The 26,131-nt window shown below is 69.9% G+C and carries 17 protein-coding genes; 4 read left to right on the top strand and 13 right to left on the bottom strand.

From position 1 onward, the window contains the following. Window positions 1-30: 30 nt before the first annotated feature. The 3 genes from Q0C38_RS12785 to Q0C38_RS12775 are packed head-to-tail and all read right to left on the bottom strand — an operon-like array spanning window position 31 to window position 4,599. Window positions 31-996 (bottom strand): DmsC/YnfH family molybdoenzyme membrane anchor subunit, encoded by a 966-nt coding sequence (locus Q0C38_RS12785; protein ID WP_291297488.1) that lies wholly within the window; start codon window positions 994-996, stop codon window positions 31-33. 7 nt (window positions 997-1,003) lie between these two features. Then, window positions 1,004-1,735, bottom strand: coding sequence for a 4Fe-4S dicluster domain-containing protein (locus Q0C38_RS12780; RefSeq protein WP_291297487.1), 732 nt, complete (start codon window positions 1,733-1,735; stop codon window positions 1,004-1,006). Further along, window positions 1,732-4,599, bottom strand: a complete 2,868-nt coding sequence (locus Q0C38_RS12775; RefSeq protein WP_291297486.1) for a molybdopterin oxidoreductase family protein — start codon at window positions 4,597-4,599, stop codon at window positions 1,732-1,734. Before Q0C38_RS12775 ends, Q0C38_RS12780 begins: the two co-directional genes overlap by 4 nt. Window positions 4,600-4,719: 120 nt before the next feature. Between Q0C38_RS12775 and Q0C38_RS12770 the strand changes: the two genes are divergently transcribed. Genes Q0C38_RS12770 through Q0C38_RS12760 form a run of 3 tightly spaced genes read left to right on the top strand, consistent with a single transcriptional unit; the run spans window position 4,720 to window position 7,630 of the window. After that, window positions 4,720-6,525, top strand: a complete 1,806-nt coding sequence (locus Q0C38_RS12770) for a gamma-glutamyltransferase family protein (RefSeq protein ID WP_291297485.1) — start codon at window positions 4,720-4,722, stop codon at window positions 6,523-6,525. Between the two features lies 1 nt (window position 6,526). Then, complete coding sequence (locus Q0C38_RS12765) at window positions 6,527-7,081, top strand: chromate transporter (RefSeq protein ID WP_291297484.1); 555 nt, start codon at window positions 6,527-6,529, stop codon at window positions 7,079-7,081. Between the two features lie 3 nt (window positions 7,082-7,084). Further along, on the top strand, window positions 7,085-7,630 hold the full coding sequence (locus Q0C38_RS12760) for a chromate transporter (RefSeq protein WP_291297483.1): 546 nt from the start codon (window positions 7,085-7,087) through the stop codon (window positions 7,628-7,630). Window positions 7,631-7,633: 3 nt separating this feature from the next. Here the strand turns inward: Q0C38_RS12760 and Q0C38_RS12755 are convergent, their stop codons facing one another. Further along, window positions 7,634-9,448, bottom strand: a complete 1,815-nt coding sequence (locus tag Q0C38_RS12755) for a thiamine pyrophosphate-dependent enzyme (protein WP_291297482.1) — start codon at window positions 9,446-9,448, stop codon at window positions 7,634-7,636. 60 nt (window positions 9,449-9,508) lie between these two features. Here Q0C38_RS12755 and Q0C38_RS12750 point away from each other — a divergent pair, with 60 nt between their 5' ends. Then, window positions 9,509-10,975, top strand: a complete 1,467-nt coding sequence (locus Q0C38_RS12750; protein WP_291297481.1) for an amidase — start codon at window positions 9,509-9,511, stop codon at window positions 10,973-10,975. On the opposite strand, the gene Q0C38_RS12745 is transcribed toward Q0C38_RS12750, so the two are convergent. From Q0C38_RS12745 to Q0C38_RS12705, 9 genes are all read right to left on the bottom strand, one after another. After that, the gene (locus Q0C38_RS12745; protein ID WP_291297480.1) at window positions 10,926-12,200 is read right to left on the bottom strand and encodes an MFS transporter; all 1,275 of its coding nucleotides are present in this window, start codon (window positions 12,198-12,200) and stop codon (window positions 10,926-10,928) included. The two genes, Q0C38_RS12750 and Q0C38_RS12745, sit on opposite strands and share 50 nt — an antisense overlap. Further along, window positions 12,197-12,943 (bottom strand): creatininase family protein, encoded by a 747-nt coding sequence (locus Q0C38_RS12740; RefSeq protein WP_291297479.1) that lies wholly within the window; start codon window positions 12,941-12,943, stop codon window positions 12,197-12,199. The genes Q0C38_RS12745 and Q0C38_RS12740 overlap by 4 nt, the downstream gene beginning before the upstream one ends. Window positions 12,944-13,009: 66 nt before the next feature. Further along, the gene (locus Q0C38_RS12735; protein WP_291297478.1) at window positions 13,010-16,072 is read right to left on the bottom strand and encodes an efflux RND transporter permease subunit; all 3,063 of its coding nucleotides are present in this window, start codon (window positions 16,070-16,072) and stop codon (window positions 13,010-13,012) included. A gap of 5 nt (window positions 16,073-16,077) precedes the next feature. After that, entirely contained in the window at window positions 16,078-17,196 is a 1,119-nt protein-coding gene (locus Q0C38_RS12730) for an efflux RND transporter periplasmic adaptor subunit (protein ID WP_291297477.1), read from the bottom strand. Between the two features lie 172 nt (window positions 17,197-17,368). Continuing rightward, window positions 17,369-18,442 (bottom strand): Ldh family oxidoreductase, encoded by a 1,074-nt coding sequence (locus Q0C38_RS12725; RefSeq protein WP_291297476.1) that lies wholly within the window; start codon window positions 18,440-18,442, stop codon window positions 17,369-17,371. Between the two features lie 3 nt (window positions 18,443-18,445). Then, entirely contained in the window at window positions 18,446-19,258 is an 813-nt protein-coding gene (locus Q0C38_RS12720; RefSeq protein WP_291297475.1) for an enoyl-CoA hydratase-related protein, read from the bottom strand. A 67-nt stretch (window positions 19,259-19,325) separates the two neighbouring features. Beyond that, the gene (locus Q0C38_RS12715; RefSeq protein ID WP_291297474.1) at window positions 19,326-22,451 is read right to left on the bottom strand and encodes an efflux RND transporter permease subunit; all 3,126 of its coding nucleotides are present in this window, start codon (window positions 22,449-22,451) and stop codon (window positions 19,326-19,328) included. Window positions 22,452-22,474: 23 nt separating this feature from the next. Further along, a complete protein-coding gene (locus Q0C38_RS12710) occupies window positions 22,475-23,590 on the bottom strand; it encodes an efflux RND transporter periplasmic adaptor subunit (RefSeq protein WP_291297473.1) in 1,116 nt (371 codons plus the stop codon). A gap of 151 nt (window positions 23,591-23,741) precedes the next feature. After that, window positions 23,742-26,099, bottom strand: a complete 2,358-nt coding sequence (locus Q0C38_RS12705; RefSeq protein ID WP_291297472.1) for a xanthine dehydrogenase family protein molybdopterin-binding subunit — start codon at window positions 26,097-26,099, stop codon at window positions 23,742-23,744. Window positions 26,100-26,131 lie beyond the last annotated feature (32 nt).

Below are 26,131 nucleotides of genomic sequence, written 5' to 3'. Positions count from 1 at the left end.
AGCGGTGTTGGTTTGGCTGGCGAGCGACGGTCAGGCCCGCTCGGCGCCGTAATACAGCATCGTGGTGTGTCGCGCTTCGGCGAAGAAGAGCCAACGTTCGACCAGCGCGCCCACCAGCGCGGCGGCCGCGGCGGCCGTGCCGAGCACCACGGTCATGCCCCCTGCCGATCCTTGACTCGAGAGGCCGATCCCGAGCGCAACGGCCCAGGCAGGCCCGACGAAGCCGGCGACCAGCACGATGCGCCTCAACGCCTCGGCATGCTTGCGCGCGACGCTGAACCCCATCTCGCGCATCAGGTAGTTCCGCCCGGTGTGGGGCGGCTCGAACAGCCGCACGCGCCCGATCGCGCCGAGGCCGGTGGCCGTCTCGGGCGTACTCGCAGCCGAGGTCTCGTCGATCAGCCGCCAATAGGCGCGCTTCTGGATGAACGCAGCCGCGAGTGCCGCGATCGCCCCCGCCCCCGCAACCGCGCTTGCCGGCGAGCCGAACGCAGCGAGGATGGCATGCGCGAGCGCGAGGCCCGTCGCAGCGCCCAGCAGCAGATAGCCCGGCACCGTGAGCCGGTTATGCCAGGCGCTGATGGGCTTGAGCGAACGGTAGATCATCGCAGTGCAGATGATCGTCGCCACCGCGCCGGCCGCCGCGAGAAGGCCAAGCACGGCGATCAGCCAGCCCGGCGCGTCGAACAGCACGAAAACCGCCGCGAGCAGGATGGCAGGGACGTAGGTGGCCACAGCCGCCACCGCCTCGCGCGACAGCCAGGATGAGCGCCATTGGCTGAACGCCCGCCAGGCACGCTCCGGATGCCCGAGATGCAGCGTGGACGACAACAGCCCGGCCGTGATGAGCGCGAGCGCGAGCCCGAAGCCGACGAGGCCGAGCCCAGCATTGGGCACGATCAGCCCGAAAGCGGCCAGCAGCGCCAGCGCGGCGAGCAGGCCGTAGCCCGCGCCGGAGGCAACGGTGAAGACGATGACGGAGGCGGAAGGGTGCATCGTTGCCTCAGCGCGACAGCACGCGATCGACCCAGCCGAGGAAGCCGGGCAGCCCGCCCTCCTCCACCCGGGCCACAGGGGCCGGTGCCGGGGCCTCGCGCGGCCGCGGCGGCAGGTACTTGTTCACCGGGCGATAGCCGAGCTCCGGCATCAGGTCGAACCCCCCGCGCGCGGCAACGAGCTGCGAGACGGCACTCGCAGGGTCACCAAGGTCGCCATAGTGCCGGGCATGCGACGGGCAGGTGCTGACACAGGCGGGAACACGGTCGATCTCCGGGATGTTCTGGTTCTCGATGCGGTCGACGCAGAGCGTGCATTTCTTCATCACGCCCTCGTCCTCGTCATACTCCCGCGCACCGTAGGGGCAGGCCCAGGAGCAGAGCTTGCAGCCGATGCAGGTGTCGGGGTTCACGAGGACGATCCCGTCCTCCGCCCGCTTGTAGGACGCCCCGGTCGGGCAGACCGTGACGCAGGCCGGCTCGTCGCAGTGCAGGCAGGATTTCGGGAAATGCACGGTGCGGCCCGCAGGCCCATCGCCGGCCTCGAAGCTGTGGATGCGGTTGAACCACACCCCCGTCGGGTCGGCGCCGTAGGGATCGGTGTCGGTCAGCGGCGCGGAATGGCCGCCGGCGTTCCACTCCTTGCAGGCGACGGCGCAGGCATGGCAGCCGACGCAGGTGTCGAGGTCGATCACGAGGCCGAGGCGCTTGCCCGAGGGGCTTGAGGGAAGGCACGTCATCGCCGCTTCTCCCGATTCTCGGGGCTTCGCCCGAATGCGGCGCCGAACCGCAGCGGACCCTTCGGCGCGGCAACGCCCGGCGGCGATGGCAGGGTCGCGAAGGCAGGCTCCGTCGCGTCCGGCGCGATCGTTGCCTTCTCGAGCCGAACCCTCAGGTCGTACCACGCTGCCTGGCCCGTTACCGGGTCGGCGTTCAGGTGGCCGCCGCCGCCATCGGCCTCTGGCAGATGCTCGCTGATCAGGTGGTTGAGCAGGAACCCCCGCATGGCTTCCGGCGCGCGCGGGTCGAGCGCCCAGGCCCCTGCCCGCTTGCCGATGGCGTTCCACGTCCAGACCGTGTTCGCCTCCACGCCCTCCATCAGCCGCACCTGCACCGTGATTCGCCCATGATGGCTCGTCACGTGCACCCAATCGTCATCGGCGATGCCGAGAGCGAGGCCGGTGCCACGGTTCACGTAGAGCCTGTTCTCGCCATGGATCTGCCTGAGCCAGGCGTTCTGGCTGCCCCAGGAGTGGTACATCGCCGCCGGCCGCTGCGTGACGGCGTTCAACGGGAACGCCGCATCGGGCACCGCCGTCCCCTCGAAGGGCAGGTACCAGACCGGCAGCGGATCGAGGCAGGCGATGATGCGGGCGCGGAGATGGTCCGGCGGCTGCTTCTGCCCATGGCCCATCGCCGCTAGCCTGAATCGCTGCAATGGCTCGACATAGAGTTGCAGCACGATCGGCTCGGGCTTGGCCATGAACCCCATCGCGACCGCATGGTCGAGATAGGCCTTGTTGGCGAATTTCATGAACAGCGCATCCTCGGGCAGATGCATCTTCCAGAAGCCGCCATTGGAGATGTAGCGCGCAAGCTGGCCCTGGTTCGGCTCTCCCTTGCCCGCCTTCGACCCATCCGCCCCGCGCCAGCCGGCGAGCGGCCCGACGCCGGGCGCACGCTCATGGTTGGTGATGTAGTCGGCATAGCCGCCGGGGAATTTCGGCGAGCCATCCTCCTTCACGAGGCCCGGCAGGCCGAGCCGCGCGCCGAGGTCGAGCAGCACGTCCTGGAACGGCCGGACGTCACGGTCCGGCTTGACGACCGGGTGGCGCATTGCATCGCCCGGCCCCTCGGCGTTGCCGATGGGACGGTCGAGCAACGAGATGGCGTCGTATCGTTCCAGGTACGTCGTATCCGGCAGTACGAGGTCGGCGTAGGAGACGGTCTCGGACGCATAGGCATCGGCGTAGATGATGCGCGGGATCTTGTAGCTGCCGTCGGGGTGCGTGTCGGTCAGCATCCGGATCGTGCCGGCGCTGTTCATGGCCGAGTTCCAGGCCATGTTGGCCATGTACATGAACAGCAGCTCGACCGGGTACGGATCGCCCGCCCAGGCGTTGCGGATGACGAGATGCATCAGCCCGTGCGCGGCAACGGGCGCATCCCACGAATAGGCCTTGTCAAGGCGAAGCGCGCGGCCCGCCTCGTCGATCAGCAGGTCGTCTGGCCCCATGGGGAAGCCCAACGGCGGGCGCGGCAGCGGCGTGTTCGGCCCCGTCTCGCCGAGCTTGCCGCCGGGCCGGATCGGCGGCGGGGTGGGGCGCGGATACGGCGACTTGTAGCGCCAGGTTCCCGGCCCATCGATCGCGCCGACCAGCATCTGGAGCAGGTGCAGCGCGCGGCAGGTCTGGAACCCGTTGGCGTGCGCGCTGATGCCCCGCATCGCGTGGAAGGAGACGGGCCGGCCCGTGAAGCGCTCATGCCGCACGCCGCGCCAATCCGTCCACGGCGTCTCGACCGTGATCGTCTCCTCGAACGCGACCCTGGCGATGCGAGCGGCGATTGCGCGGATACGCTCCGCCGGGATGCCGGTGACAGTGGCCGCCGCATCGGCGCTGTACTTCTCGTCGAGATAGGTCTCGGCCAGCAGCACGAACACCGGCTTGGCGCGGCGGCCATCAGCGAGCGCCACGCTGGCGGTGAGCGAGGGCGCGACGCCTGGCGCATCCCATGGGTGAAGCGTGCCCGTGGCATCGGCGACCAACGGCTTGCCCGCCGCGTCACGCGCGAACAGGCCATGGTCGGCCTCGCCCGGCGCGTCGACCAGCAGCCAGGGCGCGTTGGTGTAGGCGGCGAGAAAGTCGAGGTCGATGTGCCGCCCGCGCAGCATCTCGTGCACGAGTGCCAGGACGAAGGCGCCATCGGTTCCGGGCCGCACCGGCACCCACTCGTTCGCCACCGCCGAGTAGCCGGTGCGCACGGGGTTGACGCTGATGAAATGCCCGCCGTTCTCCTTCAGCGTCGAGAGCCCGATCTTGATCGGGTTGCTGTCATGGTCCTCGGCCACGCCGAACATCAGGAACAGCTTCGCACGGGCGAAATCCGCCTCGCCGAATTCCCAGAAACTGCCGCCCAGCGTGTAGAGGCCGGCCGCCGCCATGTTCACCGAGCAGAACCCGCCATGGGCCGCGTAGTTCGGCGTGCCATAGGCCTGCGCCCACCAGCCGGTGAGCGCCTGGCTCTGGTCACGCCCGGTGAAGAAGGCGAGCTTCCGCGGATCGTTCGCGCGCACCTCGGCGAGCCAGCCGCCGGCGATGGCCAGCGCCTCGTCCCACTCGATCTCCTCGAACTGGCCAGAGCCGCGGGGGCCGACGCGCTTGAGCGGCTTCCGCAGCCGTGCCGGCGAGAGGTGCTGCATGATCCCTGCGCTGCCCTTGGCGCACAGAACGCCGCGGTTCACCGGGTGGTCGCGGTTGCCCTCGATGTAGCGGACCTGGCCGTCCTTCAGGTGAACGCGGATGCCGCAGCGGCAGGCGCACATGTAGCAGGTGGTGCACTTCACCTCGTCCGACACGGCGGGCGAGGGGTCGAGTGTTTCCATGTGACATTCCGCTCCAACGTTGCGCGGACGCTAAGCGGCGCGCCCCTCGACGTCAAACCGCACCCATCTGGCCAGACAGCGGGGCGGGGATTAGGGTCGCTCGCCCACGGAGGAGCATGCATGACCTGGAACCCGACCTTCAGCACACGGCCCGAGATCCTCGGCACGTTCGGCGTCGTCGCCTCGACGCACTGGCTCGCCTCGGCCACCGGCATGGGCGTGCTGGAGCGTGACGGCAACGCGTTCGACGCAGCCGTCGCCGCCGCCTTCGTGCTCCAGGTCGCCGAGCCTCACCTGAACGGCCCCTTGGGCGACGTACCGCTGATCCTGCACAGCGCGAAGGAGGGGCGCCAGCGCGTGATCTGCGGCCAGGGCCCCGCCCCTGCCGCTGCGACGATCGCCAAGATCCGCGACGACCTCGGCCATGAGCTCGTCCCCGGCACCGGCCTGCTGCCCGCCGTCGTTCCTGGCGCCTTCGATGCCTGGATGCTTATGCTGCGCAATCATGGCACGATAAGCCTGCGCGAGGCGCTCAGCCCTGCCATCGGCTACGCGCAGAACGGCGTGCCGCTCGTTCCCCGCATCTCCGCCACGATCGGCACGATGCAGCCGCTGTTCGCCACCGAGTGGACATCCTCCGCCGCGGTGTTCCTGCCGGGGGGCAACGTGCCCGAGCCGGGAACGCTGTTCCGCAATGCGGCCCTTGCCGCGACCTACCAGCGCATCATCGTCGAGGGGGAGGCGGCGGGCTCGAACCGCGAGGTGCAGATCGATGCCGCGCGGCGCGCCTGGTACCGCGGCTTCGTCGCCGAGGCGATCGATCGGTTCTGCCGCACGACCGTGGTGCTCGACGTCTCCGGCCGCCGCCACCGCGGGCTGCTGACGGGCGAGGACATGGCGCGCTGGCAGGCCTCCTACGAGGAGCCGCTGGCGTACGACTATCACGGCGTCACCGTGCTCAAGTGCGGCGTGTGGAGCCAGGGCCCTGCCTACCTGCAGACGCTCGCGCTGCTGAAGGGCTTCGACCTCGACGCAACGACGCCAACCGACCCGCAGTTCCTCCACCGCATCATCGAGGCACAGAAGCTCGCCTTCGCCGATCGCGAGGCCTGGTACGGCGACCCTGATTTCGTCGACGTTCCGATCGCGCATCTGTTGTCGGACGCGTACAACGACGCGCGTCGCGCGCTGATCGGCGACACCGCCTCGCTCGCGCTCCGCCCCGGCGACGTGCCGGGCCGCAACACGCCCTGGATCGACCATGGGGCGAAGGACCGCAACGCAGCGAGCTACGGCTCCAACACCGGCGCTGGCGAGCCCACCGTCGCGCGGTTGGGCGCCGTCGGCGGCGATACTTGCCATGTCGACGTGATCGACCGTCACGGCAACATGGTCTCGGCGACGCCCTCCGGCGGGTGGCTGCAGTCGAGCCCCGTGATCCCCGCGCTGGGCTTCCCGCTTGGCACGCGCGGGCAGATGTTCTGGCTGCGCGAGGACGTGCCGAACGGGCTCGCGCCGGGCAAGCGGCCGCGTACCACCCTCTCCCCCTCCTTCGCGTTGAAGGACGGTCGCCCCTGGATGGCCTATGGCACGCCCGGCGGCGAGCAGCAGGACCAGTGGTCGCTCGCCTTCCTGCTGCGCATGATCCACCACAAGCTCGACATCCAGCAGGCGATCGACGCGCCAGGCTTCCACACCGAGCATTGGCCCTCGAGCTTCTGGCCGCGCCCCGCGCGCCCCGGCCGCGTCGTGATCGAGGAGCGGTTCGGCGAGGAGGTGGCCGGCGCGCTGTCGGCCCGCGGCCATCTCGTCGAGGTCGGCGGGCCGTGGAGCGAGGGCAGGCTTTCGGGCGCGCGCAGCGAGAATGGGCTGATGAAGGCAGGGGCGAACCCGCGCGGCATGCAGGGCTACGCTGTCGGGCGCTAGTGTGAGCACGCCGGGAGATCGCGCAGCGCTGACGCCGCGCGATCTATTCCTGCTGTTCCTCACCATCTCGGTGCAGAGCTTCGGCGGCACGCTGCCGTTTACGCGGCGCGAGCTGATCGAGCGCAGGCGCATCCTCACCGAAGCCGAGTTCGCCGAGATGCTGGCCCTCGGCCAGATCCTGCCGGGGCCGAACGTGATCAACATGTCGGCAGCCCTCGGTGACCGCAACGCGGGTCCCCGCGGTGCCGCGGCGGCGGTGGCCGGCATGGTGGTCGTGCCCGTGCTGATCGTGATGGCGCTCGCCACCGCCGTCGGCACCGTCACGCACCTTGCCGCCGTGCAGGGCGCGCTGCTTGGCATGGCTTCTGCAGCTGCCGGCCTGCTGCTCGGCACGGCCTGGCGGATGGGAACGCCGATGCGTCGCAGCCTGCCCGCGCTCGCGGTGTTTGCCGCCGTGTTCGGCGCGGTGGCGTTGCTGCGCCTGCCGCTCGCCCTCGTGCTCGCGCTGGCCATCCCCGCCTCGCTCGCGCTCCACGGCGTGTTCCGGAGGCGCTGAGCCATGCTGTCGCTCATCCTCCAGCTGATGGCCGTCTCGCTCGGCCTCTCGTTGCTCTCGGTCGGCGGCGCGATCGCGGTCATTCCCGAGGTGTATCGGCTCGCCGTCGAGGTGAACGGCTGGATGTCCCCTGCCCGCTTCGCCGAGCTCTACGCGATCAGCCAGTTCGCCCCGGGCCCCAACGCGATGGTCCTTGCCCTGATGGGGTGGGAGGCGGTTGGCGGCGGCTTCGGCGGCTGGGTGGCGGGGCTTGCCGCGATGGGCGCCTTCGTCGGCCCGACCAGCGTGATCTCGGTGCTCGCCTTCCGCTCATGGGCGGCACGCATCTCGCCTGCGAAACAGATCCTGATCCGCGCGGCGCTTCTGCCACTCTCGGTCGCGCTGGTGGCATCATCCGGCGTGCTGATCACGGCAAGCCTCGGCGTCAGCCCGCTGGTGCTCGTCGTGGTCGCGGCCGTCGCGGTGGCATCCGCCGTGACGAAGGCGCACCCGCTGCTGCTGATGGCAGGCGGTGCGGCGGCCGGCGCCCTTACCAGCCTCGTGGCGTGAGCCTCACCGCTTCTTCGCCTTCGTCGCTTTGCCGGCACGGCCACGCGCGGTCGCTGCCGGCTTGGCCTTCGGCTTCTCGCCCTTCGCGGGCTTGGCCTGGTAGCCGGCGGCCTTGCGCATCGCGGTGATCGTCGTGCGCGTGGTGATCTGGTCTGGATTCATGCGGAGCTCGACCAGTGCAGGCTTGCCGGAGCCGAGCGCGCGGCGCACCGCGGGGCCGAACTCGGCGGTGTCCTGCACCACCTCGCCATGCCCGCCATAGGCCTCGATGAACTTGGCGAAATCGGGGTTCGTCAGCGCGGTGCCCGAGACGCGGCCAGGATAGTCACGCTCCTGGTGCATGCGGATCGTGCCGTACATCTGGTTGTTGAACACCATGATCAGCGGATTGACGCCGTGGTGGAAGGCTGTGGCGATCTCCTGCCCGTTCATCAGGAATCCGCCATCACCCACCATGCCGATGACGGTCCGTTCCGGAAACATGACCTTTGCCGCGATCGCCGCAGGCACCGAGTAGCCCATCGCGCCGCAGCAGGGCCCGATCAGCCGCTGCCCAGCGCCGTAGTTGATGAAGCGAACGCCCCAGGCGCTGAAATTGCCGGCATCGGTCGTGACGATCGCATCGTCCGGCAGCATGCCGGCGAGTTCCTTCATCGCAGCGGCGAGGTTGAGCCGCCCTTCGTAGGCCGGCACCTCGCCTGACCATTTCATGCGGTTGGCGCGAAGCTCGGCTGCCCAGTCGCGCCAGCGCGGCTCAAGCGTGACGGTCGCGCGCGCGGCTGCCGCGAAGGCGTTGAGGTCGGACTGGATCGGCAGATCGGCCTGGTACACGCGGCCGACCTCGCCGCCATCCGGCATCACGTGCACCAGCGGCACATCGAGTTTCGGGGCTGCAAACAGCGAGTAGCCCTGCGTCACCGGCTCGCCCATGCGCGAGCCGATGGCGATCACGAGGTCGGCCTCCTTGGCCTTGGCGAACAACGCGGGATCGCCACCATTGCCGAGATCGCCCACGAAGTTCGGCAGCGTGTTGTCGAGGAGCCCCTGGCGGCGGAACCCCACCGCCGCGGGAAGGCCGTTCTCCACGAGCCACGCGGCGAGGTCGGAGCGCCCCTCCGCCGTCCAGTGCGCGCCCTGGCCGAGGATGACGAGCGGCCGGCGCGCACGGCCAAGCATGCGCTTGAGCTCGGTCATCGCAGCAGGGTCGGGCAGGATGCGCGGCACGGTGTGGCGGCGGCCGTCCACCACATCCGCCATGTCGGTCTGCATGTCCTCGGGGATCGCCACGACGACGGGGCCTGGGCGTCCCGACACGGCCACCTGGAATGCATGGTGGATGAGCTCGGGAATGCGCGCGGCATCCTCGATCTGCGTCACCCACTTCGCCATGCCGCCGAAGAAGTTGCGGTAGTCGACCTCCTGGAACGCATCGCGATCCGTGTCGCCGCGTGGGATCTGGCCGACGATGAGCACGAGCGGCGTGCTGTCCTGCTGCGCAATGTGGATGCCGATCGAGCCATGGCACGCACCAGGGCCGCGCGTGACGATCGCGACCCCGGGCCGGCCGGTCAGCTTGCCGTGCGCCTCGGCCATGTTCACCGCAGCACCCTCGAAGCGGCAGGTGATCGTTCTGATCTGCGAGCGGTTCTCGTAGAGCCCGTCGAGCAGGCCGAGGAAACTCTCGCCCGCGACCTGGAACACGTGTGTCACGCCCTGCGTCTTCAGCGCGTCGGCGAGGATGCGGCCGCCGGTGCGCGCCCCGGTCTTCCCCGCAGCACCGCGGCCCCCCTCGGCAGGCTTGGCTTCGAGATGCGCCATCGTGTCGTGTTCCCTGGCTTATGGACGTGACCCGAAACTCTTATAGTGCGGGCCGGCGCAGTGGAACAGGTGGGGGACCTTGGGATGGACGGTGCGGCGATCATGGGGCTTGGCATCGCTGAGCTGGCCTCTGCCATCGCGCGGCGTGAGGTGACGGCACTCGCGGCGACCGAGGCGTCGCTCACAGCGCTCGCCGCCTGGCAGCCGGCCACGAACGCGATGGCGCGGCCGCGCGCCGAGGCCGCGCGCGAGGCGGCGTCCGCCGTCGATGCGGCGATCGCCGCGGGACGAAAGCTGGGGCCGCTCGCCGGCGTGCCGATGGCGCACAAGGACATGTACTACCGCGCTGGCGAAGTTGCGGAGTGTGGGGCCAAGGTCAGGCGCGGCTTCGTTCCGGATGTGACGTCCACCGCCCTTGCCCGCCTCGATGAAGCGGGTTCGGTGCAGACGGCCGCTCTCAACATGGCCGAGTTCGCCTTCAACCCGACCGGCCACAACGACCATACCGGCCATGTGCGCAACCCCTGGAACGGCGCGCACATCACGGGAGGCTCCTCCTCCGGCTCCGGCGCTGCGGTCGCCGCGCGCGCGACCTTCGCGGCCCTCGGCTCCGACACGGGCGGGTCGATCAGGCTGCCGGCGGCGATTTGCGGCGTCACCGGCCTCAAGCCCACCTGGGGGCTCGCGTCGCGCCACGGCGCGATGCCGCTCTCGGCCAGCCTCGATACGGTCGGGCCGCTCACCCGCTCGGTGCATGATTGCGCTCTCGTGACGCAGGCGATCGCGGGTGCCGACCCCAACGACCCTGACGCAGCCGACCGCCCCGTACCCGACTATCTCGCGACGATCGATGCGGGCGCGAAGGGCCTCGTCATCGGCATCGAGAAGCGGTTCCTGTGGGACGGGATCGAACCCGAGGTCGAGGCGATCCTCGAGGAGGCGCTCTCTGCATGGCGCGCGGCGGGCGCGACGATCGTCGAGGTCGAGGCGCCGGGGCTTGCGGAGCTTCGCGCACTCGTCGGCACCATCATGTTCGCAGAAGCCGGCACGCTGCACGGTACCTGGCTGCGCGAGCGGGCGGATGACTACACGCCCGTGGTGCGCGCCAGGCTCGAGAGCGGGCTTGCCATTCCGGCCGCGACCTATCTCGATGCGCTGCGCGCGCGCGCGCCGGTGACGCAGGCCTTCTGCGACGCCGTGTTCAGCCGCTGCGATGCGCTCTTCGCGCCCGTTCTGCTGTTCCCGGTGCCGACGATTGCCGAGAGCGACGTGCGCGCAGAGGGTGGCGCGCGCTGGTCATCGGCCATTCCGCGCAACACGCGCATCTTCAACTATCTCGGCCTGCCCGGCCTGTCGCTGCCCTCGGGCTTCACGCGGAACGGGCTTCCCTGCGGCCACCAGCTAATCGGCCGGCCGTTCGACGAGGCGACGCTGTTCCGCGCCGGCCACGCGTTCCAGCGCGTGACCGATCATCACCTCAAGGCGCCCCGTCTCTCAGTGCAGGCGCTGCCCTCGCCTCACGCCTGAGCGCGAGCCACGCGAGCCCGATGACCTGGAACGCAGCCGAGATGATCAGCGCCGCCGCATAGCCGCGCTTGTCCCACCCGCCCACCGCGGTGCGCGGCCAGAGATCGAGGATGATCCCGATCCCCTGCTGCTCGGCGAACACCACCGCCAGCATCACGGCGTTGATCGCCGTCGAGACGCGCCCCGTCTCCGAGCCCGGGAAGCGTGCCGAGACGAGCGTGTAGCCGACCGGGCCGACGGAGGCGAGGAACGGCCAGAGCGACCAGCCGAGCCAGAGCGGCAGGCCGACATCGAACGCGAAGCCGAGCGAGAGCGCGATCGTGCCGAATGTGCAGGCGACGATCATCGCGAGCGGATGCGCACCGGCAGCGACCAGCCGCGCCTGGACGATGCCGGACAGGAACGATCCGGCCGTGAAGCCGAGCGCGTAGACCAGCAGCACCTGCGCCCGCCCCGGCCCGTCGAGCCCCGCGACATCGCGCAGCCAGGGTCCGAGCCAGAGCCCCTGCCAGGTGAAGTTCAGCACCGAGAGCAGGATCACGGTGGGCACCATCCGGATGAACACCGGGTGGCGGAGGATGCGCCCGACCGTCGCGAGTTCGGCCGCGAGCCCGCCTGTCGAGCGCGAGGCCTTCGGCACATCCGGCACCTGCGCCCAGATCCACGCCGCCGCGAGCAGGGCGAGCACCGCCACGGCGAGGAACACCCCGCGCCAGCCGAGCGTGCTGGCCGCCCACTCCGCCGGCACGGTGGCGAGGATGCCGCCCAGCGAGGAGAGAGCGACGGTCCACCCCGCGACTGTGGCGATCCGCCCCGGCGGGAACCATTGCCGCGTCGCCTTGAGCTGCGCCATCAACGCGGCCGAGATGCCGATGCCGAGCAGCACGCGGCCGGCGAGCAGCTGTGCGAGGCCAGGTGACGTTGCGAACACGGCGGCACCGGCGGCGATCACCAGCATCAGCGCTGCCTGCACGCGCCGCGGCCCGTAGCGATCCAGCGCCGCGCCCACGGGAAGCTGCGCGAGCGCATAGGCAGCGAACAGCACCGCGCCCATCAGCCCGAGATCGGAGGCCGAGAGCGCGAAGGCATCGGCGAGCACCGGCGCGATCACGGCCGTGACGGCGCGGTTGAGCTGGTTCAGCGCAGCTCCCGCTGCGAGCGGCAGCGAGATGGTGACGAAAAGGCGCCCGATCGAGGGCGCCGGGTCGGGTGCAGCGGTGCTCACGCCTCCTGCACGAAGCTTCGCCACGCCGTGCTGCACTCGCGCACCGCTGCCTCGTAGAGGGCCTTGCCGTGTTCAGGTGTCGCGAGCGACGGCTCGGAGCCGATGCGGCCATCGGGGTGGAGCGCGCGAAGGTCGAGCGCATCGGTGAAGCGGCGGCGCGTCGGCGTCACGGCGGGCATCTCGACGCGCTTGATGGCGTCGGGGTGGAGGAACTGCGTCAGCGCCACCTCCGATGCGGTCGCGTGGCTGCCATCCTTGTCGCCGTAGAACTGCCGCGAGAGCCGGCCGATCTCGGGCCCGTCGAACCAGTTGCGCAACGTGCACCTGAGCCGCGGCACGCTACCCGACGGGTCGAGGGATGCGGTGGCGTAGAGCTCGCTGAACGCCGCCGACAGGGGGGCGATGTTGCCGCCATGGCCGTTGATGAACATGAAGCGGCGGAAGCCGTGGCGGGCGAGGCTGAACACATAGTCCGACACGAAGGCGATCAACGTCGACGGGCGCAGCGTGATCGAGCCCGGGAAGGCGAGATGATGCTGCGCCATGCCGATCGACATCACGGGGCCGACGAGAGCGCCCGTCTCCGCCCCCACCCCACGCGCCACGGCCTCGGCGCAAATCGCATCGGTGCCGATCAGCCCGTTCGGCCCGTGCTGTTCGGTGGAGCCGATCGGCACGATGATCGCATCCGCACGCGCGAGATAGGCCTCGACCTCGGCCCAGGTGCACAACGACAGCTGCATGGCGTTTCCTCTTGAGGCGGGATCGCGAGTGTCGCGCCGCCGGCGCCGCCAAGCAACCCGTGCGTCCTATTCGGCGGGCACGGGCTCCGCCTCCGCAGGCTCGTCGCGGTGCCGGCGGGCGAGCAGCGTGTAGGCGGCCGGCACGACGAAGAGCGTGAACACGGTGCCGATCGTCATGCCGCCGACGATCACCCACCCGATTGCCTGGCGGCTCTCCGCCCCGGCGCCGACCGCGGCGGCAAGCGGAACGGCGCCGAGAACGGTCGCGGCCGATGTCATGAGCACGGGCCGAAGCCGCATGGTGGCGGCCTCGATCACGGCCTCCACCATCTCCCGCCCCTGCTCGCGCAACTGGTTGGCGAACTCGACGATGAGGATGCCGTTCTTGGTGATCAGCCCGATCAGCGTGATCAACCCGATCTGCGAGTAGACGTTGAGCGTGATGCCGTTGAGCCAGAGCGCGAGCAGCGCACCACCCACCGCAAGCGGCACGGACAGCATGATGACGAAGGGATCGACGAAGCTTTCGAACTGCGCGGCGAGTACGAGATAGATGAACGCCAGGGCGAGAACGAAGGTCAGCCCGAGCGAGGCGGAGGTCGTGCGGAACTCGCGCGATTCACCATTGTAGTCGATCTGCACCGTCGGCGGCAGGACGCGCGCGGCCGCCGCTTCGAGCGCGGCGAGCGCCTCGCCGAGCGTGGCGCCCGGCGCCAGCGTCGCGCTGATCGTCGCCGAGCGCAGCTTGTTGAAGTGGTTCAGCTCGCGCGGTGCGACCGTCTCCTCGAGCTTGATGAGGTTCGAGAGCTGCACCTCGGTGCCCGACGGCGTGCGCAGGAAGATGTCGAGAACGTCCTGCGGCCTGGTGCGGTCGCCCCGCTCGACCTGGACGATGACGTCATACTGCTTTCCGTTCAGCTTGAAGGTCGTGACCTTGCGGCCGCCCAGCAGCGTCTCGAGGGTGCGCGCCACGCGCTCCTCCGTCAGGCCGAGCGATGCTGCCTTGTCACGGTCGATCGTCAACCGCATCTGCGGCATGTTCAGGCGCAGGTCGCTGTCAAGCCCGGTGAGGATCGGGATCTTCCGCGCCTCGGCCATGAGCGCATCCGATGCACGCTGCAGCTCCTCGTAGGGGCCGGAGGTCTGCAGCACCATCTGCACCGGCTTGTCGGTCGCGCGCTGGCCGAGCGAGGGCGGCAGCACGGGGAAGGCGAGAACGCCCGGCGTGGCGAAGAAGCGCGGGAACAGCTGCTGTGCCACGCCCTGCGCCGATGTCGTGCGGACCGACCAGTCCGTCAGGCCGGCGAACATGATGCCCTGGCTCACGACGGGGAAACCCGCGACCGAGAAGTAGCGCGAGATCTCCTCGCGGCTCGCGAAGGCCTCCTCGAGCGGGCGCATCCAGCGCTGGGTGTAGTCGATCGTGGCACCATCGGGGGCAATGACGACGCCGATGACGATGCCGCGATCCTCCGTCGGCGAGAGTTCCGACTTGATGACGGTCAGCATCACCCAGGAGAAGGCGCCGACGAGCAATGCCCCCGCGATCACGATGGGGCGGATGGTCAGCGAGAGGGTGAGCGCCCGGCGATAGCCTTCCGTCAGCCCATCGAGCACGCGCCCGCCGAAGCGGTAGAGGGCGCCGCGCTTCTCCTCGCGCTTGAGCAGCTTCGAGCACATCATCGGCGTCAGCGTGAGTGCCACGAACCCCGAGACGATCACGGCGGCCGCGAGGGTGAGCGCGAACTCGACGAAGAGGCGGCCGGTTCGGCCGGTCTGGAACGCCATCGGAACGTAGACGGCCGCCAGCGTGATCGTCATCGCAACCACCGCGAAGCCGATCTCGCGCGCGCCCCGGATCGCGGCGGCCTTCGGCTCCATCCCCTCCTCGACGTAGCGGGCGATGTTCTCGAGCATCACGATCGCATCGTCGACCACGAGGCCGACGGCGAGCACGAAGGCCAGCAGCGTGAGCGTGTTGATGGTGAAGCCGAGCGCCAGCATGAAGGCGAAGGCGCCGATCAGGCTGACGGGGATGGTCACGAGCGGGATCAGCGTCGCGCGGAACGAGCGCAGGAACAGGAAGATGACGAGGAGCACGAACAGCACCGCCTCGCCGATCACCTTGAACACGTTCCCGATCGCGCGGTCGATGAAGATCGAGCTGTCATAGCCGACATCGACGCGCATGCCCTCGGGCAGCAGTGCGCGCAACGTCGGGAACGCCTCCTGCACGGCGCGGCTGACGTCGAGCGGGTTGGCCGTTGCCTGCTTGATCACGCCAAGCGCCACGGCCGACTGGCCGTTGTATCGCGCGACGACGCGCTCATCCGCCGCCCCGATCTCGGCCCGCCCGACATCGGACAGGCGGACGATGTAGCCCCGCACCTCTCGGATCCGCAGGTTGTCGAACTCCGCCGGGGTGCGGAGATCAGTCTCGGCGACGACGTTGAACTCACGGTTCGTGCTCTCGAGCCGCCCCGTCGGGATCTCGACGTTCTGGCGCCGCAATGCGTCCTCGACATCAGCCGGCGCCAGCCCGTAGGCCGCGAGCCTGACGGGATCGAGCCAGAGGCGCATGGCGAAGCGGCGCTCGCCGAAGATGCGCACGTTGGCGACACCGGGTAGGTTCTGCAGCCGCGATTTCACCAGCCTGTCGGCGATGTCGGTCACCTCGATCGGCGAGTGCCTGTCGGACGAGAAGGCGAGGTAGATGATCGGCTGCGCATCGGCCTCGACCTTCTGCACCACCGGCTCGTCGATCTCGTCCGGCAATTGCGAGCGCACGCGGGCAACACGGTCGCGCACGTCGTTCGCGGCACCATCGGGGTCGCGCGAGATGCGGAAGCGCAGCGTGATCTGGCTTCGCTCCTGCCGGCTGATCGAGCTCATCACCTCGATGCCCTCGATGCCGGAGAGGCTCTCCTCGAGCGGTGTGGTGATGCGGCTTTCCACAATCTCGGCAGACGCGCCGCGGTAGTTCGTCTCGACCGTGACGACGGGCTCGTCGATGTTCGGGTACTCGCGCACCGTGAGCCGATCGTAGGAGACGAGGCCGACGAGGACGACCATGAGGCTCATCACCGTCGCCAGCACGGGCCGGCGGATGCAGAGTTCCGAGAGCGTCATCGCGCTCAGCCCCCAGCCGGCCGTGGCGGCGCGCCCGGCTGCGCCGCCGGGGGAACGACGGCGACGGCGGCACCCGGCTGCGCCTTCATCTGCCCGGCCGTGATCACCACGTCGCCCTCGGCGAGGCCCTCGGTGATCTGCACCATCCCGTCACGGCGGAGGCCGAGCGTGACAGGCTGCGGCGTCGACTTCCCGTCGACCACCTTCATCACCAGGATGCGCCCGCCGAAGGGCACCACCGCGGCTTCGGGCACAAGCACCGCACGCGGTTCCTCGCGCACCGTCAGCACCACGCGGGCGAACAGGCCTGGGCGAAGCATGCCATCGGGGTTCGGCAGGCGCGCACGGATGGCGATCGAGCGCCCCGCGGCATCGGCAGCCGGATCGATCGCGTAGATCTCCCCTGAAAAGGAACGATCCGGGAATGCATCGACACGCACGCTGAGCTGCTGCCCGACGCGGAGCGACGCAAGCACGCCCTCGGGCACGCGGAAATCCACCTTGATCGGGTCGATGCTCTCGACGTTCACGATCTCCTGCCCGACATTCACGAACTCGCCAGGGCTCACCCGGCGAAGGCCCGCGATGCCGTCGAACGGCGCGGCAAGACGGTATTTCTCGAGCCGCGCACGCGCGAGCTCCACCGAGGCGACGCCGGTCCGCAACGTCGCCGTGGCCTGGTCGCGCACGGCGCCGGAGCCTGCGCCGCGCGTGAACAACTCCTGCGCGCGCGAGGCGTTCGCCTGGGCGAGGGCGAGGTTCGCCTCCGCCTGGGCAAGCTCGGCACGGGGGATCGAATCATCGAGCTGCACCAGCGTCTCGCCCGCCATCACGCGCGTTCCCTCGCCGAACGAGATCGTGGCGATGCGCCCCATGACCTCGGGGCGAAGCAGCACACTCTCGTTCGACCGGATGGAGCCGACGGCGAGCACCTCCTCCGCCACGCGGCCGATGCGCACGGGTTCCGCCTCGACCGGCACGGCGAAGCCACCCGGAGGGCCGCCGCGGGCAGCGCTCGCCCCCGGCCCCGATTTCTCCTGGGCCTTCTGCTGGAATTGCCACAATCCGTAGCCACCGCCGGCGAGAACGCCGAGGGCAAGCACGGCAACGATGATCCGGCGCATCCGATGCCTCGCGAGGAACACTGTCACGGCCAGCGATCAGCCGGCCTGAGCGCAATGATCAGCCTAACTGATCAGCGTTCAGGAGTGTAGCAGCCACGGCGGTCCCGCGAAACGCCGGCGGCCACACGTGCGCGCGAGGCACCCTGACGGCTGCGCCGGTCAGGGTTGCCGATCACAGTTGCGCCGGGGCTCCGACCATGGCCGCCGCCTCGCCGATCTGCGCGACCGTGCGTGGGTCGAGTGCGACGCCTCTCATCCGCGCCCGCCGCGCCGCGGCTTCCGGCTCGCCCGGCAGCATCACTGGCTTCGCAGGGTCGAGCGGGGTGGCGGACGTCACCCACGCCGCATAGGCGGCGATCGCCTCCGGCAGGCTTCCCGCCCCGACGCGGCCCGCCGTCGCGGCGTCCACCGAAACGGCGTGGATCAAAAGGTTGTTGCCGCCCTGCTCATCGGTTCCGGGCGCCGGATACTCTGCCCCGCCACCCGAGAGCAGGCCGGCGAGCAGGTCGGTGAATACGTTGAGCGCATATCCCTTGTGGCCGCCGAATGGGATCATCGCGCCCTCGGGCGGGCCGAAATAGGCGTTGGGGTCATCGGTCGGCGTGCCATCGGCCGTGACGACCGCCTTCTCGGGCAGCGGCTCGCCCTTGTTCCGTGCGACGCGCAGCTTGCCCACGGCGTAGTAGCTCGTGGAGAAGTCGAGCACGAAGGGAGAGGCCGGCGGGCGGGGAAAGCCCATTGCAATCGGCGAGGCGCCGAGCCGGCGCTCACGCCCGCCCCAGGGCGCGATCACGCCGCCGCCTGGCCTCGGCGCATTGCAGAGGATGATCGTGGCGAAGCCACGCGCCGCGGCCCGCTCGGCATAGGCGCCGAGGCGGCCGACATGACCGGTGCGGCGCACCAGAACGGTCGCGGCCCCCATCGTCTCGGCCATGTCGCAGGCGCGGTCCGTCGCTGCGTTCGCGGCCGGCTGGCCGAAGCCGTTGGCGGCATCGAGAACGGCGAGCGCAGGTTCCTGCCGCACGACGGACGGCGTGACGCCTGCCACCACCACGCCGCGCTGCAGCGCCTTCACGTAGGGCAGGATGCGGATCACGCCGTGGCTGTCATGCCCCGCGAGATTGGCATCGACCAGGTGTTCGGCGATCGCCTGCGCCTCGCCCTCCGGGCAGCCGGCGGCGGCAAAGACCGTGCGCGCGACCAGGCGCAGCGTCTCGGGATCGAAACGGGACATCTCGTCAGCCATGGGTCAGCCTTTCGCGGGATACCAGGAGGGGCGGCGCTTCTCGAGGAAGGCGGCAAGGCCCTCCTGCCCTTCCGCCGAAGCGCGCTGCATCCAGCTGTCATGCGCGAGGCCGTGCATCTCGGCCTCCGTCAACGTCCAGCCGGTGGCAGCCAGCATGCTCGCCTTCGAGCGCGCCACCGCACCGGGAGCCGCGAGCAGCACCTCGTCGACGATCGCGCCGACGCGGGCCTCGAGCGCATCGGCCGTGACCACCTCATGAACGAGGCCGATTCGCCTGGCCTCGGCCGCGTCGAAGCGCTCGCCCGTCAACGCGTAGCGGCGGGCGTGGCGAAGGCCGATTGCGTGGACCATGTGCGTCGAGATCGGCGTGGGGGCGACGCCGACGCGCACTTCCGTCAACCCGAAGATCGCGCCCTCCTCGGCGATGGCAACGTCGCAGCAGCAGACGACGCCGGCCCCGCCGCCGAAGCAGGCGCCGCGCACCATGGCGATGGTGGGCTTCGGCAATTCGTTGAGCATCTGCATCGTGCGCGTCGTCGCCATCGAGGCGGCGAAGGCACGCTCGGGGTCGTAGGATGCGGCGCGCTTCAGCCAGGTGAGGTCGGCGCCGGCCTGGAAGTGCTTGCCCTCCCCGGCGATCACGACGACGCGGATGGCGGGGCTGGCGGCGATGTCGCGGAGGCCCGCCTGGAGGGCGGCAAGCATGTCCTCGTCATAGGCGTTGTTCACCTCCGGGCGGTTCAGCGTGACCCGCGCGATGCCACGCGGGTCAACCGCCATCAGGACGCTTGCGGCCGTCGTCTCCGTCGTTCCCATGCCCGTTCCTCACCCTCCGCCGCCGCCATGGTGCGACGGCATCGGCGAGGAGGAAAGAGGGTGGCTGCTATTCCGCCGGCGCAGGCGCGTGCGAACCCGGCTTTCCCTGCTGGTCGTAACTGTTGAGGCGGCGGGCGATCTCGCCCATCGGCTTGGTCAGCGGCGCAAGCAGGAGATAGAGGGCCGGGATGGCGAACAGCGTGATGACGGTCGAGAACGTCATCCCGCCGATGATGACGACGCCGAGCGCCTGGCGGCTTTCAGCGCCCGCCCCGGCCGCATCGGCCAGCGGCCAGGCGCCAAGGATGGTGGCGATCGTCGTCATCAGGATCGGGCGCAGCCGCGCGACGGAGGCTTCGAGCACGGCATCGCGCACGCTTCTCCCCTCCTCGCGCAGCTGGTTGGCGAACTCGACGACGAGGATGCCGTTCTTGGCCATCAGCCCGATCAGCAGCACGAGGCCGATCTGGCTGAAGATGTTGAGCGACAGGCCCATGACGTGCAGCGCCAGCAACCCGCCGGTGATCGCGAGCGGTGTCGAGAGCAGGATGATGAAGGGGTGGATGAAGCTCTCGAACTGCGCGGCAAGCACCAGGAACACGATGAGCAGTGCGAGCGCGAAGGTGACGTAGAGCGCGGTCGAGCTCTCGCGGAACTCCAGGCTTTGGCCGCGATAGGTGGTGCGCGCCTCGGGCGGCAGCACCTCGGCCGCGGCACGGTCCATGAAGTCGAGCGCCTGGCCCAGCGAATACTCGGGCCCGATGCTGGCGGTGATGGTGATGGCGCGGATGCGGTCCTCGCGGCGAAGCTCCTGCGGCCGCGCCCGTTCCGTCACCGTGATGAGGGAGGAGAGCGGCACGAGCTGCCCGCCGGAGGTGCGGACGAGGATGTTCGTCAGGTCATGCGGGGTGATGCGCTCGGCCGCCTCCGCCTGCATGATCACCTTGTATTCCTGGCCGCGCTCGACGTAGTTGCCGACCTCGCGCGAGCCCATCATCGTCTCGATCGTGCGGCCAACGGTGGCGATCGATACGCCGAGATCGGCCGCGCGACGCCGGTCGATGTCGACCTTCATCTCTGGCTTCGTCTCGCGGAAATTGCTGTCGGCGTTGAGCAGGTTCGGGTTCTGCCGCACGCGTTCGAGCAGCGCATCGCGCCAGGTGACGAGCGTCTCGTAGTCAGGCCCCTGGATAACGAACTGCACGGGCGGCTGGAAGCCACGGCTGCCGAGGCTGCCCGGATTCAGCGCGAACGCGCGAACGCCGGGGATTGCCTGCACCTTCGGGAACAGTTCCCGCGTGATCGCCTGCTGCTTCACGCTGCGCTCCTTCCACGGCGCGAGCCGGAGGAAGACGTTCGCCGTGTTCGGCACCGCGGGCCGCTGGAACCCACCCATCGAGGCGAACACCGTCACCGCATCGCCCCGCTCGACATACGGCCAGATGAGGTCCTCGATCTGCCGGACCTGCTCGCGCATGTAGGGGAAGGTCGCCCCCTCCGGCCCCGTCGTCGGGATGATGACGACGCCACGATCCTCGACCGGTGTGAACTCCTTTGGGATCGAGACGAACAGCAGGACTGCCACACCCGACAGCATAGCCGCCGCCGCGAGAACGAGAACGGGCGCGCGCAGGCAGCGATCGAGCAGCCAGCGGAAGCCGACGTTCATGCCGGTGAAGACAGGCTCGGTCCAGCGCACCAGGCGGCTCTCGCCGTCATGTGAGGTGAGCAGCTTCGAGCACATCATCGGCGTAAGCGAGAGTGCCACGAATCCCGAGACGGCGACGGAGGCCGCCAGCGCGAAGCCGAACTCGGTGAAAAGCCGCCCCGTCTGCCCCTCGAGGAACGAGATGGGCAGGAACACGGCGATCAGCACCAGCGTGGTCGCGATCACCGCAAAGGCGATCTGGCGCGAGCCGTGATAGGCGGCGTAGAGAGGGTCCTCCCCCTCCTCGATGCGCCGGTGCACGTTCTCGAGAACAACGATGGCATCGTCGACGACGAGGCCGATCGCGAGAACGAGGCCGAGCAGCGTCAGCACGTTCAGCGAGAAGCCCATCGCCGCCATGATGATGAACGACCCGATGATCGAGACGGGGATCGCCACCGCGGGGATGATCGTCGCGCGTACGCTGCGCAGGAAGATGAAGATGACGCCGACGACGAGGGCCAGCGCGATGAAGAGCGCGTGGAACACCTCGTAGATCGACTGCGAGATGAACAGGCTCTCGTCATACCCGAACGAGATGCTGATGCCCTCCGGCAGGGCGAGCTTGAGCAGCTCGAGCTCAGCCTTCACGCCATCGGCAACCGCCAGCGTGTTGGCCTTCGACTGCCGAACGATGCCGAGGCCCACTGCGTTCTCGCGATTGACGCGCACCTCGCCGCGATCGTCCTCAGGCCCGATCTCGACGCGCGCGACATCCGACAGCAGCACCTGCGTGCTGCCCGCGCGGGTGACGACGATGTTGCGGAACTGCTGCGGCGTCGACAGCCGCGTGTCGGTGCGCACGCTGAACTCGCGCGCCCCGCTCTCGAGCCGCCCGCCGGGAAGCTCGATGTTCTCGCGCCGGATCGCGTTCTCGACATCCTCGACCGTGAGGCCGCGCGCGGCGAGTGCGCGACGGTCGACCCAGACGCGCATGGAGAAGCGACGCTCTCCGTTCACCAGCACGTTCGCCACGCCATCGACGACCGAGAGCCGGTCGATCATGATCGTGCGCGCAATGTCGGTCAGCTCGAGCCCGCTGTGGCGGGTCGACGTGAGCATGATCCAGAGGATGGCGCGGGCATCGCCGTCGACCTTCGCGACGACGGGCGCATCGGCGGTCTCCGGCAGGCGGTTCAACGCGCGGGCCACGCGGTCGCGGACGTCGTTCGCGGCACTGTCGATCGGGCGGTTGATGCGGAACTCGACCGTCACCTGGCTGCGCTCGTCGCGGCTGACGGAGGAGATCGTCTTGATGCCCTCGATGCCCGCGACCGCACTCTCGATGATCTCGGTGATCTGGCTCTCGACCACCGGTGCCGACGCACCCTTGTAGGTGGTGGTGACCGAGACGATCGGTGGGTCGATGTCGGGCAGCTCGCGGATCGGCAGCTTCTGGAAGCTCGCAAGCCCGAGCACGATCAGCATCAGCGAGATCACGGTCGCGAAGACCGGCCGCTTGATCGAGAGATCGGACAAAACCATCTGGCGGTGCCTTCCCCTGCCGATCAGCTGACCGGCCGGCGCATGACCTCGGTCACGATCACCGGCTGGCCGTTGCGCAGGCGTTGCAGGCCGCGCACCACCACCTGGTCATCGTTCGCAAGCCCATCGAGCACCTCGACCTCCCCGGCGATGCGGGTGCCGAGCTTCACTTCCTGGCGCACGGCGCGGCCGTTGCGCACGGCGAACACGAAGGTGCGGTCGGCCACGGGGTCGATCGCGTCCTCGGGCACCATCATCGCCTGGTCGCGGCGCGACAGCGTCAGGTCGATGTTGAGGAACAGGCCGGGCTTCAGGATCTCGTCGCGGTTCTCGAACGCGGCGATCAGCCGCACCGCCCGCGTTGCCGGGTCGATGCGGGTGTCGACCACCTCGACCGTGCCGGCGAAGCGACGCTCGCCGAATGCAGGGCTCGATGCCGTGACCGGCATGCCCCGCTCGAGCCGGGCGACGAACACCTCGGGGATCGCGAATTCGACACGCATGTGGGAGAGGTCGTCGAGCGTCGTGACGGCGGTGCCGGGCGGCACCAGGGCACCGAGGCTGACCTGGCGGATGCCGACGCGCCCGGCGAAGGGGGCGACGATCTTCATCTCCTCGATCCTGGCATCGGTCTGTCGAAGCCGTGCCTCCGCCTGGCGCAGCCCCGCCTCGAGCTGGTCGATCTGCGCCTCTGCCACGGCCTGGGTGGCGCGAAGCTGGCGGGCGCGGTTCAGCCGCGTGCGCGCATCGTCAAGCTGCGCCCGGGCCTGGTCGCGCTCGGCGTCCTGGGTGCCACGATCGAACTCGACCAGCACGTCGCCGGCCTTCACGCGCTGGCCTTCCTCGAACCGGATGACGGAGACGATGCCGGAGACGCGGCTCGTCAATGTTGTCGCATCGCGCGCGCGGGCGGAGCCGACGCTCTCGACACGCTCGATCACCGAGCCGACGCGGACGGGAGCCGCCACCACCTGCTGGCCACCACCCCCACCGCCACGCGGCGCCGCCGGGGCAGCGACCCTCTCGAGCCCGACCAGCGCGAGCGGGCGCGGCAGGCCCACCTGCTCGCCGTAGAAGTGCCAGCCAGCCCCCGCACCAGCGAGGACGAGCAGGATTCCGATCTGCGTGACGACGCGCATGGATGCGCTCAAGCTCCCTGACGCTGTGCGCTTCCCCCCTTGATACCCTGCCATCGGGCAAATGGGAGCGCAACGCGCTGACCCGGAAAGGTCAGCGTGCCGCCGATGATCCTAGCAAGAAGGGGACCAATACCGCGAGCGCAACCAACGTTCACGCGGGCGTGTTGGTGCCGCCCAGGGTGCGCGAGAGCGCGCGCCAGACACGCTCCGGTGTGGCGGGCATGTCGATCGGGCCTGCGCCTGCCGCCGCCAGCGCATCGTTGACGGCGTTCAGCACCGCCGGCATCGCCCCCGCGCAGCCAGCCTCGCCGCAGCCCTTCACCCCGAGCGGGTTGGTGGTTGCCGGGATCTCGATCGTCTCCCAGGCGAACGCCGGCAGGTCATCGGCCCGCGGCAGGCCATAGTCCATCAGGCTCGCGGTCAGGTTCTGGCCGGTCTCGGCGTCATGCACCGTCTCCTCAAGCAGGATCTGGCCTGCCCCCTGCGCGATGCCGCCCACCACCTGGCCCCTGAGCGTCAAGGGGTTCACGACGATGCCGAAATCATTGACCGCGGCATAGGCAACCAGCGCCACCCTGCCCGTTTCGGCATCGATCTCGACCTCGGCGACGTGGCACCCATTCGGGTAGTTCGGCACGCGCTGCACCGGGTGGGCGGCGGCCTCGAGGCCGAGGCTCTCGTCCTCCGGCACCAGCGCCGGCGTCCAGGCCGCCTTGGCGACGGCTTCGAGCGTGACCGCCCGGTCGGTGCCGGCAATGCGGAACACGCCGCGCTCGGCCACCATGTCGGCCTCCGACGCCTCGAGCAGCCGCGCGGCGATGCGCTTGCCCTTCGCCTCGATCACGTCGGCACAGCGTAGAATCCCAACGCCGGACAGGGTCATCGACCGTGACCCGGCACTGCCGGAGGCGTGGCCCGAGACGTCGCTGTCGCCCTGCACCACCCTGATCCTGTCGAACGGGATGCCGAGGCGGTCATGCAGCACCTGGGCGAACACGGTCTCGTGCGGCTGGCCGTTCGTGACCGCGCTCGTCGTCAGCGTCACCCCGCCCGCGCGGTCGAAGGCGAGCATCACGCGGTTGTCGCGAAAGCCCGATGGCTCGATGTAGCAGCCGATCCCCATGCCGCGCAGCGCGCCGCGCGAAGCAGCCTCCGCCCGCCGCGCGGGGAAGCCCGCACGGTCGGCGAGCGCGAGCGCATGGTCGAGCACGCGGGGGAAATCGCCGCTGTCGAACACCTGGCCGGTGACGGAGCGGTAGGGCATGGCGGCGGCAGGCACGAGGTTGCGCCGCCGCAGCGCTGCCGGGTCGAGGCCGAGCTGCCGCGCCGCGGTGTCGAGCGCCACCTCGAGCGCGAAGGCAGCCTCCGGCTTGCCGGCACCGCGATAAGCATCGATCGGGGCGGTGTTGGTGAGGTACCCCTCGCTCGCGACATGGAAGGCGCCGATGTCGTAGGCACCCGCCGCCACGCGCGGGCCGCCGAGGGTGGCGACGAAGGGGCCGGCGCCTGCGCAGTAGGCGCCAAGGTCCGACACCCAGTGCCAGCGCACCGCCGTGATGCGGTGATCGCCGTCGAGCCCGAGCGTGACGGTGATGGCATGGTCGCGCCCCGCGCTGTCGGAGAGGAACGCCTCCGTCCGCTCGGCCGACCATCGCACGGGCCGGCCGAGGCGCTCGGCCGCGTGCAGCAGTGCGACGTGTTCAGGATAGGCATGGTTCTTCATGCCGAACCCGCCGCCGACATCGGGGGTGACGATGCGCAACGCCTGGCGCGGTGCGGGCACGGCGAAGCCGGTCAGCTCGCCATGCGCCTCCGCCGTTCCCTGCGTCGCCGTCGTCAGCGTCCAGCGTTGCGTTCCGGCATCGAACACCGCGAGTGCCGCGCGCGTCTCCAGCGGCGCGACGGCGACGCGGCTGACGGCGACGGTGGTGGCGATCACGTGCGCAGCGGCGGCGAAGGCGCGGTCGACAGCCGCACGATCGCCGCCTTCCCACGCGAACACGCGGTTGGCGGGGATGCCTGCGTGGATCGGCGCCGCACTGGGCGCGGCGGCAAGGCCGATCACTGGCGGCAGCGTCTCCCAGTCGATCGCAACGGCCTCGGCGCCGTCACGCGCAGCCTCAGCCGTCTCGGCCACCACCATCGCCACCGCCTCGCCGACATGGCGCGCGGCATCATGGGGAAGCGCGTAGCGATCGGGGTAGAGCGCCTTCGTGCCGTCGGCATTGGCGAGCGGCACCTGGCACGGGAGAAGGCCACGGCCGGCCGCGCGAAGCTCATCGCCCGTCACGACGGCGACGACGCCGGGGGTGGCAAGCGCGGCGGCCGTGTCGATGCCGGCAATCCGCGCATGCGCGTGGGGGCTGCGCACGAACACGGCGTGCAGAGCGCCAGGCGCCGACAGCACCGACACGTCATCGGTGAACCTGCCCTGGCCGCGCAGCAGCCGCGGGTCCTCCGTCCGCCGCACCGGCTGGCCGATGCCGAAACGCCTCACATCTGCATTCATCCCGTCCTCCTGCGCAGGGACGGTGTCGCGCC

Origin of the sequence: Elioraea sp., assembly GCF_022842375.1 — a bacterium.
Lineage (GTDB): Bacteria > Pseudomonadota > Alphaproteobacteria > Acetobacterales > Acetobacteraceae > Elioraea_A.
The sequence above is the reverse complement of the archived record's forward strand: the minus strand, read 5'-3'. Positions and strand labels throughout refer to the sequence as shown.

Excerpts from the sequence above, each read along its gene's own strand:
- Q0C38_RS12725 (WP_291297476.1), bottom strand. The coding sequence starts at position 18,442 with ATGGCTGACGAGATGTCCCGTTTCGATCCCGAGACGCTGCGCCTGGTC.
- Q0C38_RS12730 (WP_291297477.1), bottom strand. The coding sequence starts at position 17,196 with ATGCGCCGGATCATCGTTGCCGTGCTTGCCCTCGGCGTTCTCGCCGGC.
- Q0C38_RS12785 (WP_291297488.1), bottom strand. The coding sequence starts at position 996 with ATGCACCCTTCCGCCTCCGTCATCGTCTTCACCGTTGCCTCCGGCGCG.
- Q0C38_RS12715 (WP_291297474.1), bottom strand. The coding sequence starts at position 22,451 with ATGGTTTTGTCCGATCTCTCGATCAAGCGGCCGGTCTTCGCGACCGTG.
- Q0C38_RS12775 (WP_291297486.1), bottom strand. The coding sequence starts at position 4,599 with ATGGAAACACTCGACCCCTCGCCCGCCGTGTCGGACGAGGTGAAGTGC.
- Q0C38_RS12705 (WP_291297472.1), bottom strand. The coding sequence starts at position 26,099 with ATGAATGCAGATGTGAGGCGTTTCGGCATCGGCCAGCCGGTGCGGCGG.
- Q0C38_RS12770 (WP_291297485.1), top strand. The coding sequence starts at position 4,720 with ATGACCTGGAACCCGACCTTCAGCACACGGCCCGAGATCCTCGGCACG.
- Q0C38_RS12760 (WP_291297483.1), top strand. The coding sequence starts at position 7,085 with ATGCTGTCGCTCATCCTCCAGCTGATGGCCGTCTCGCTCGGCCTCTCG.
- Q0C38_RS12755 (WP_291297482.1), bottom strand. The coding sequence starts at position 9,448 with ATGGCGCATCTCGAAGCCAAGCCTGCCGAGGGGGGCCGCGGTGCTGCG.
- Q0C38_RS12710 (WP_291297473.1), bottom strand. The coding sequence starts at position 23,590 with ATGCGCGTCGTCACGCAGATCGGAATCCTGCTCGTCCTCGCTGGTGCG.
- Q0C38_RS12720 (WP_291297475.1), bottom strand. The coding sequence starts at position 19,258 with ATGGGAACGACGGAGACGACGGCCGCAAGCGTCCTGATGGCGGTTGAC.
- Q0C38_RS12780 (WP_291297487.1), bottom strand. The coding sequence starts at position 1,735 with ATGACGTGCCTTCCCTCAAGCCCCTCGGGCAAGCGCCTCGGCCTCGTG.
- Q0C38_RS12740 (WP_291297479.1), bottom strand. The coding sequence starts at position 12,943 with ATGCAGCTGTCGTTGTGCACCTGGGCCGAGGTCGAGGCCTATCTCGCG.
- Q0C38_RS12735 (WP_291297478.1), bottom strand. The coding sequence starts at position 16,072 with ATGACGCTCTCGGAACTCTGCATCCGCCGGCCCGTGCTGGCGACGGTG.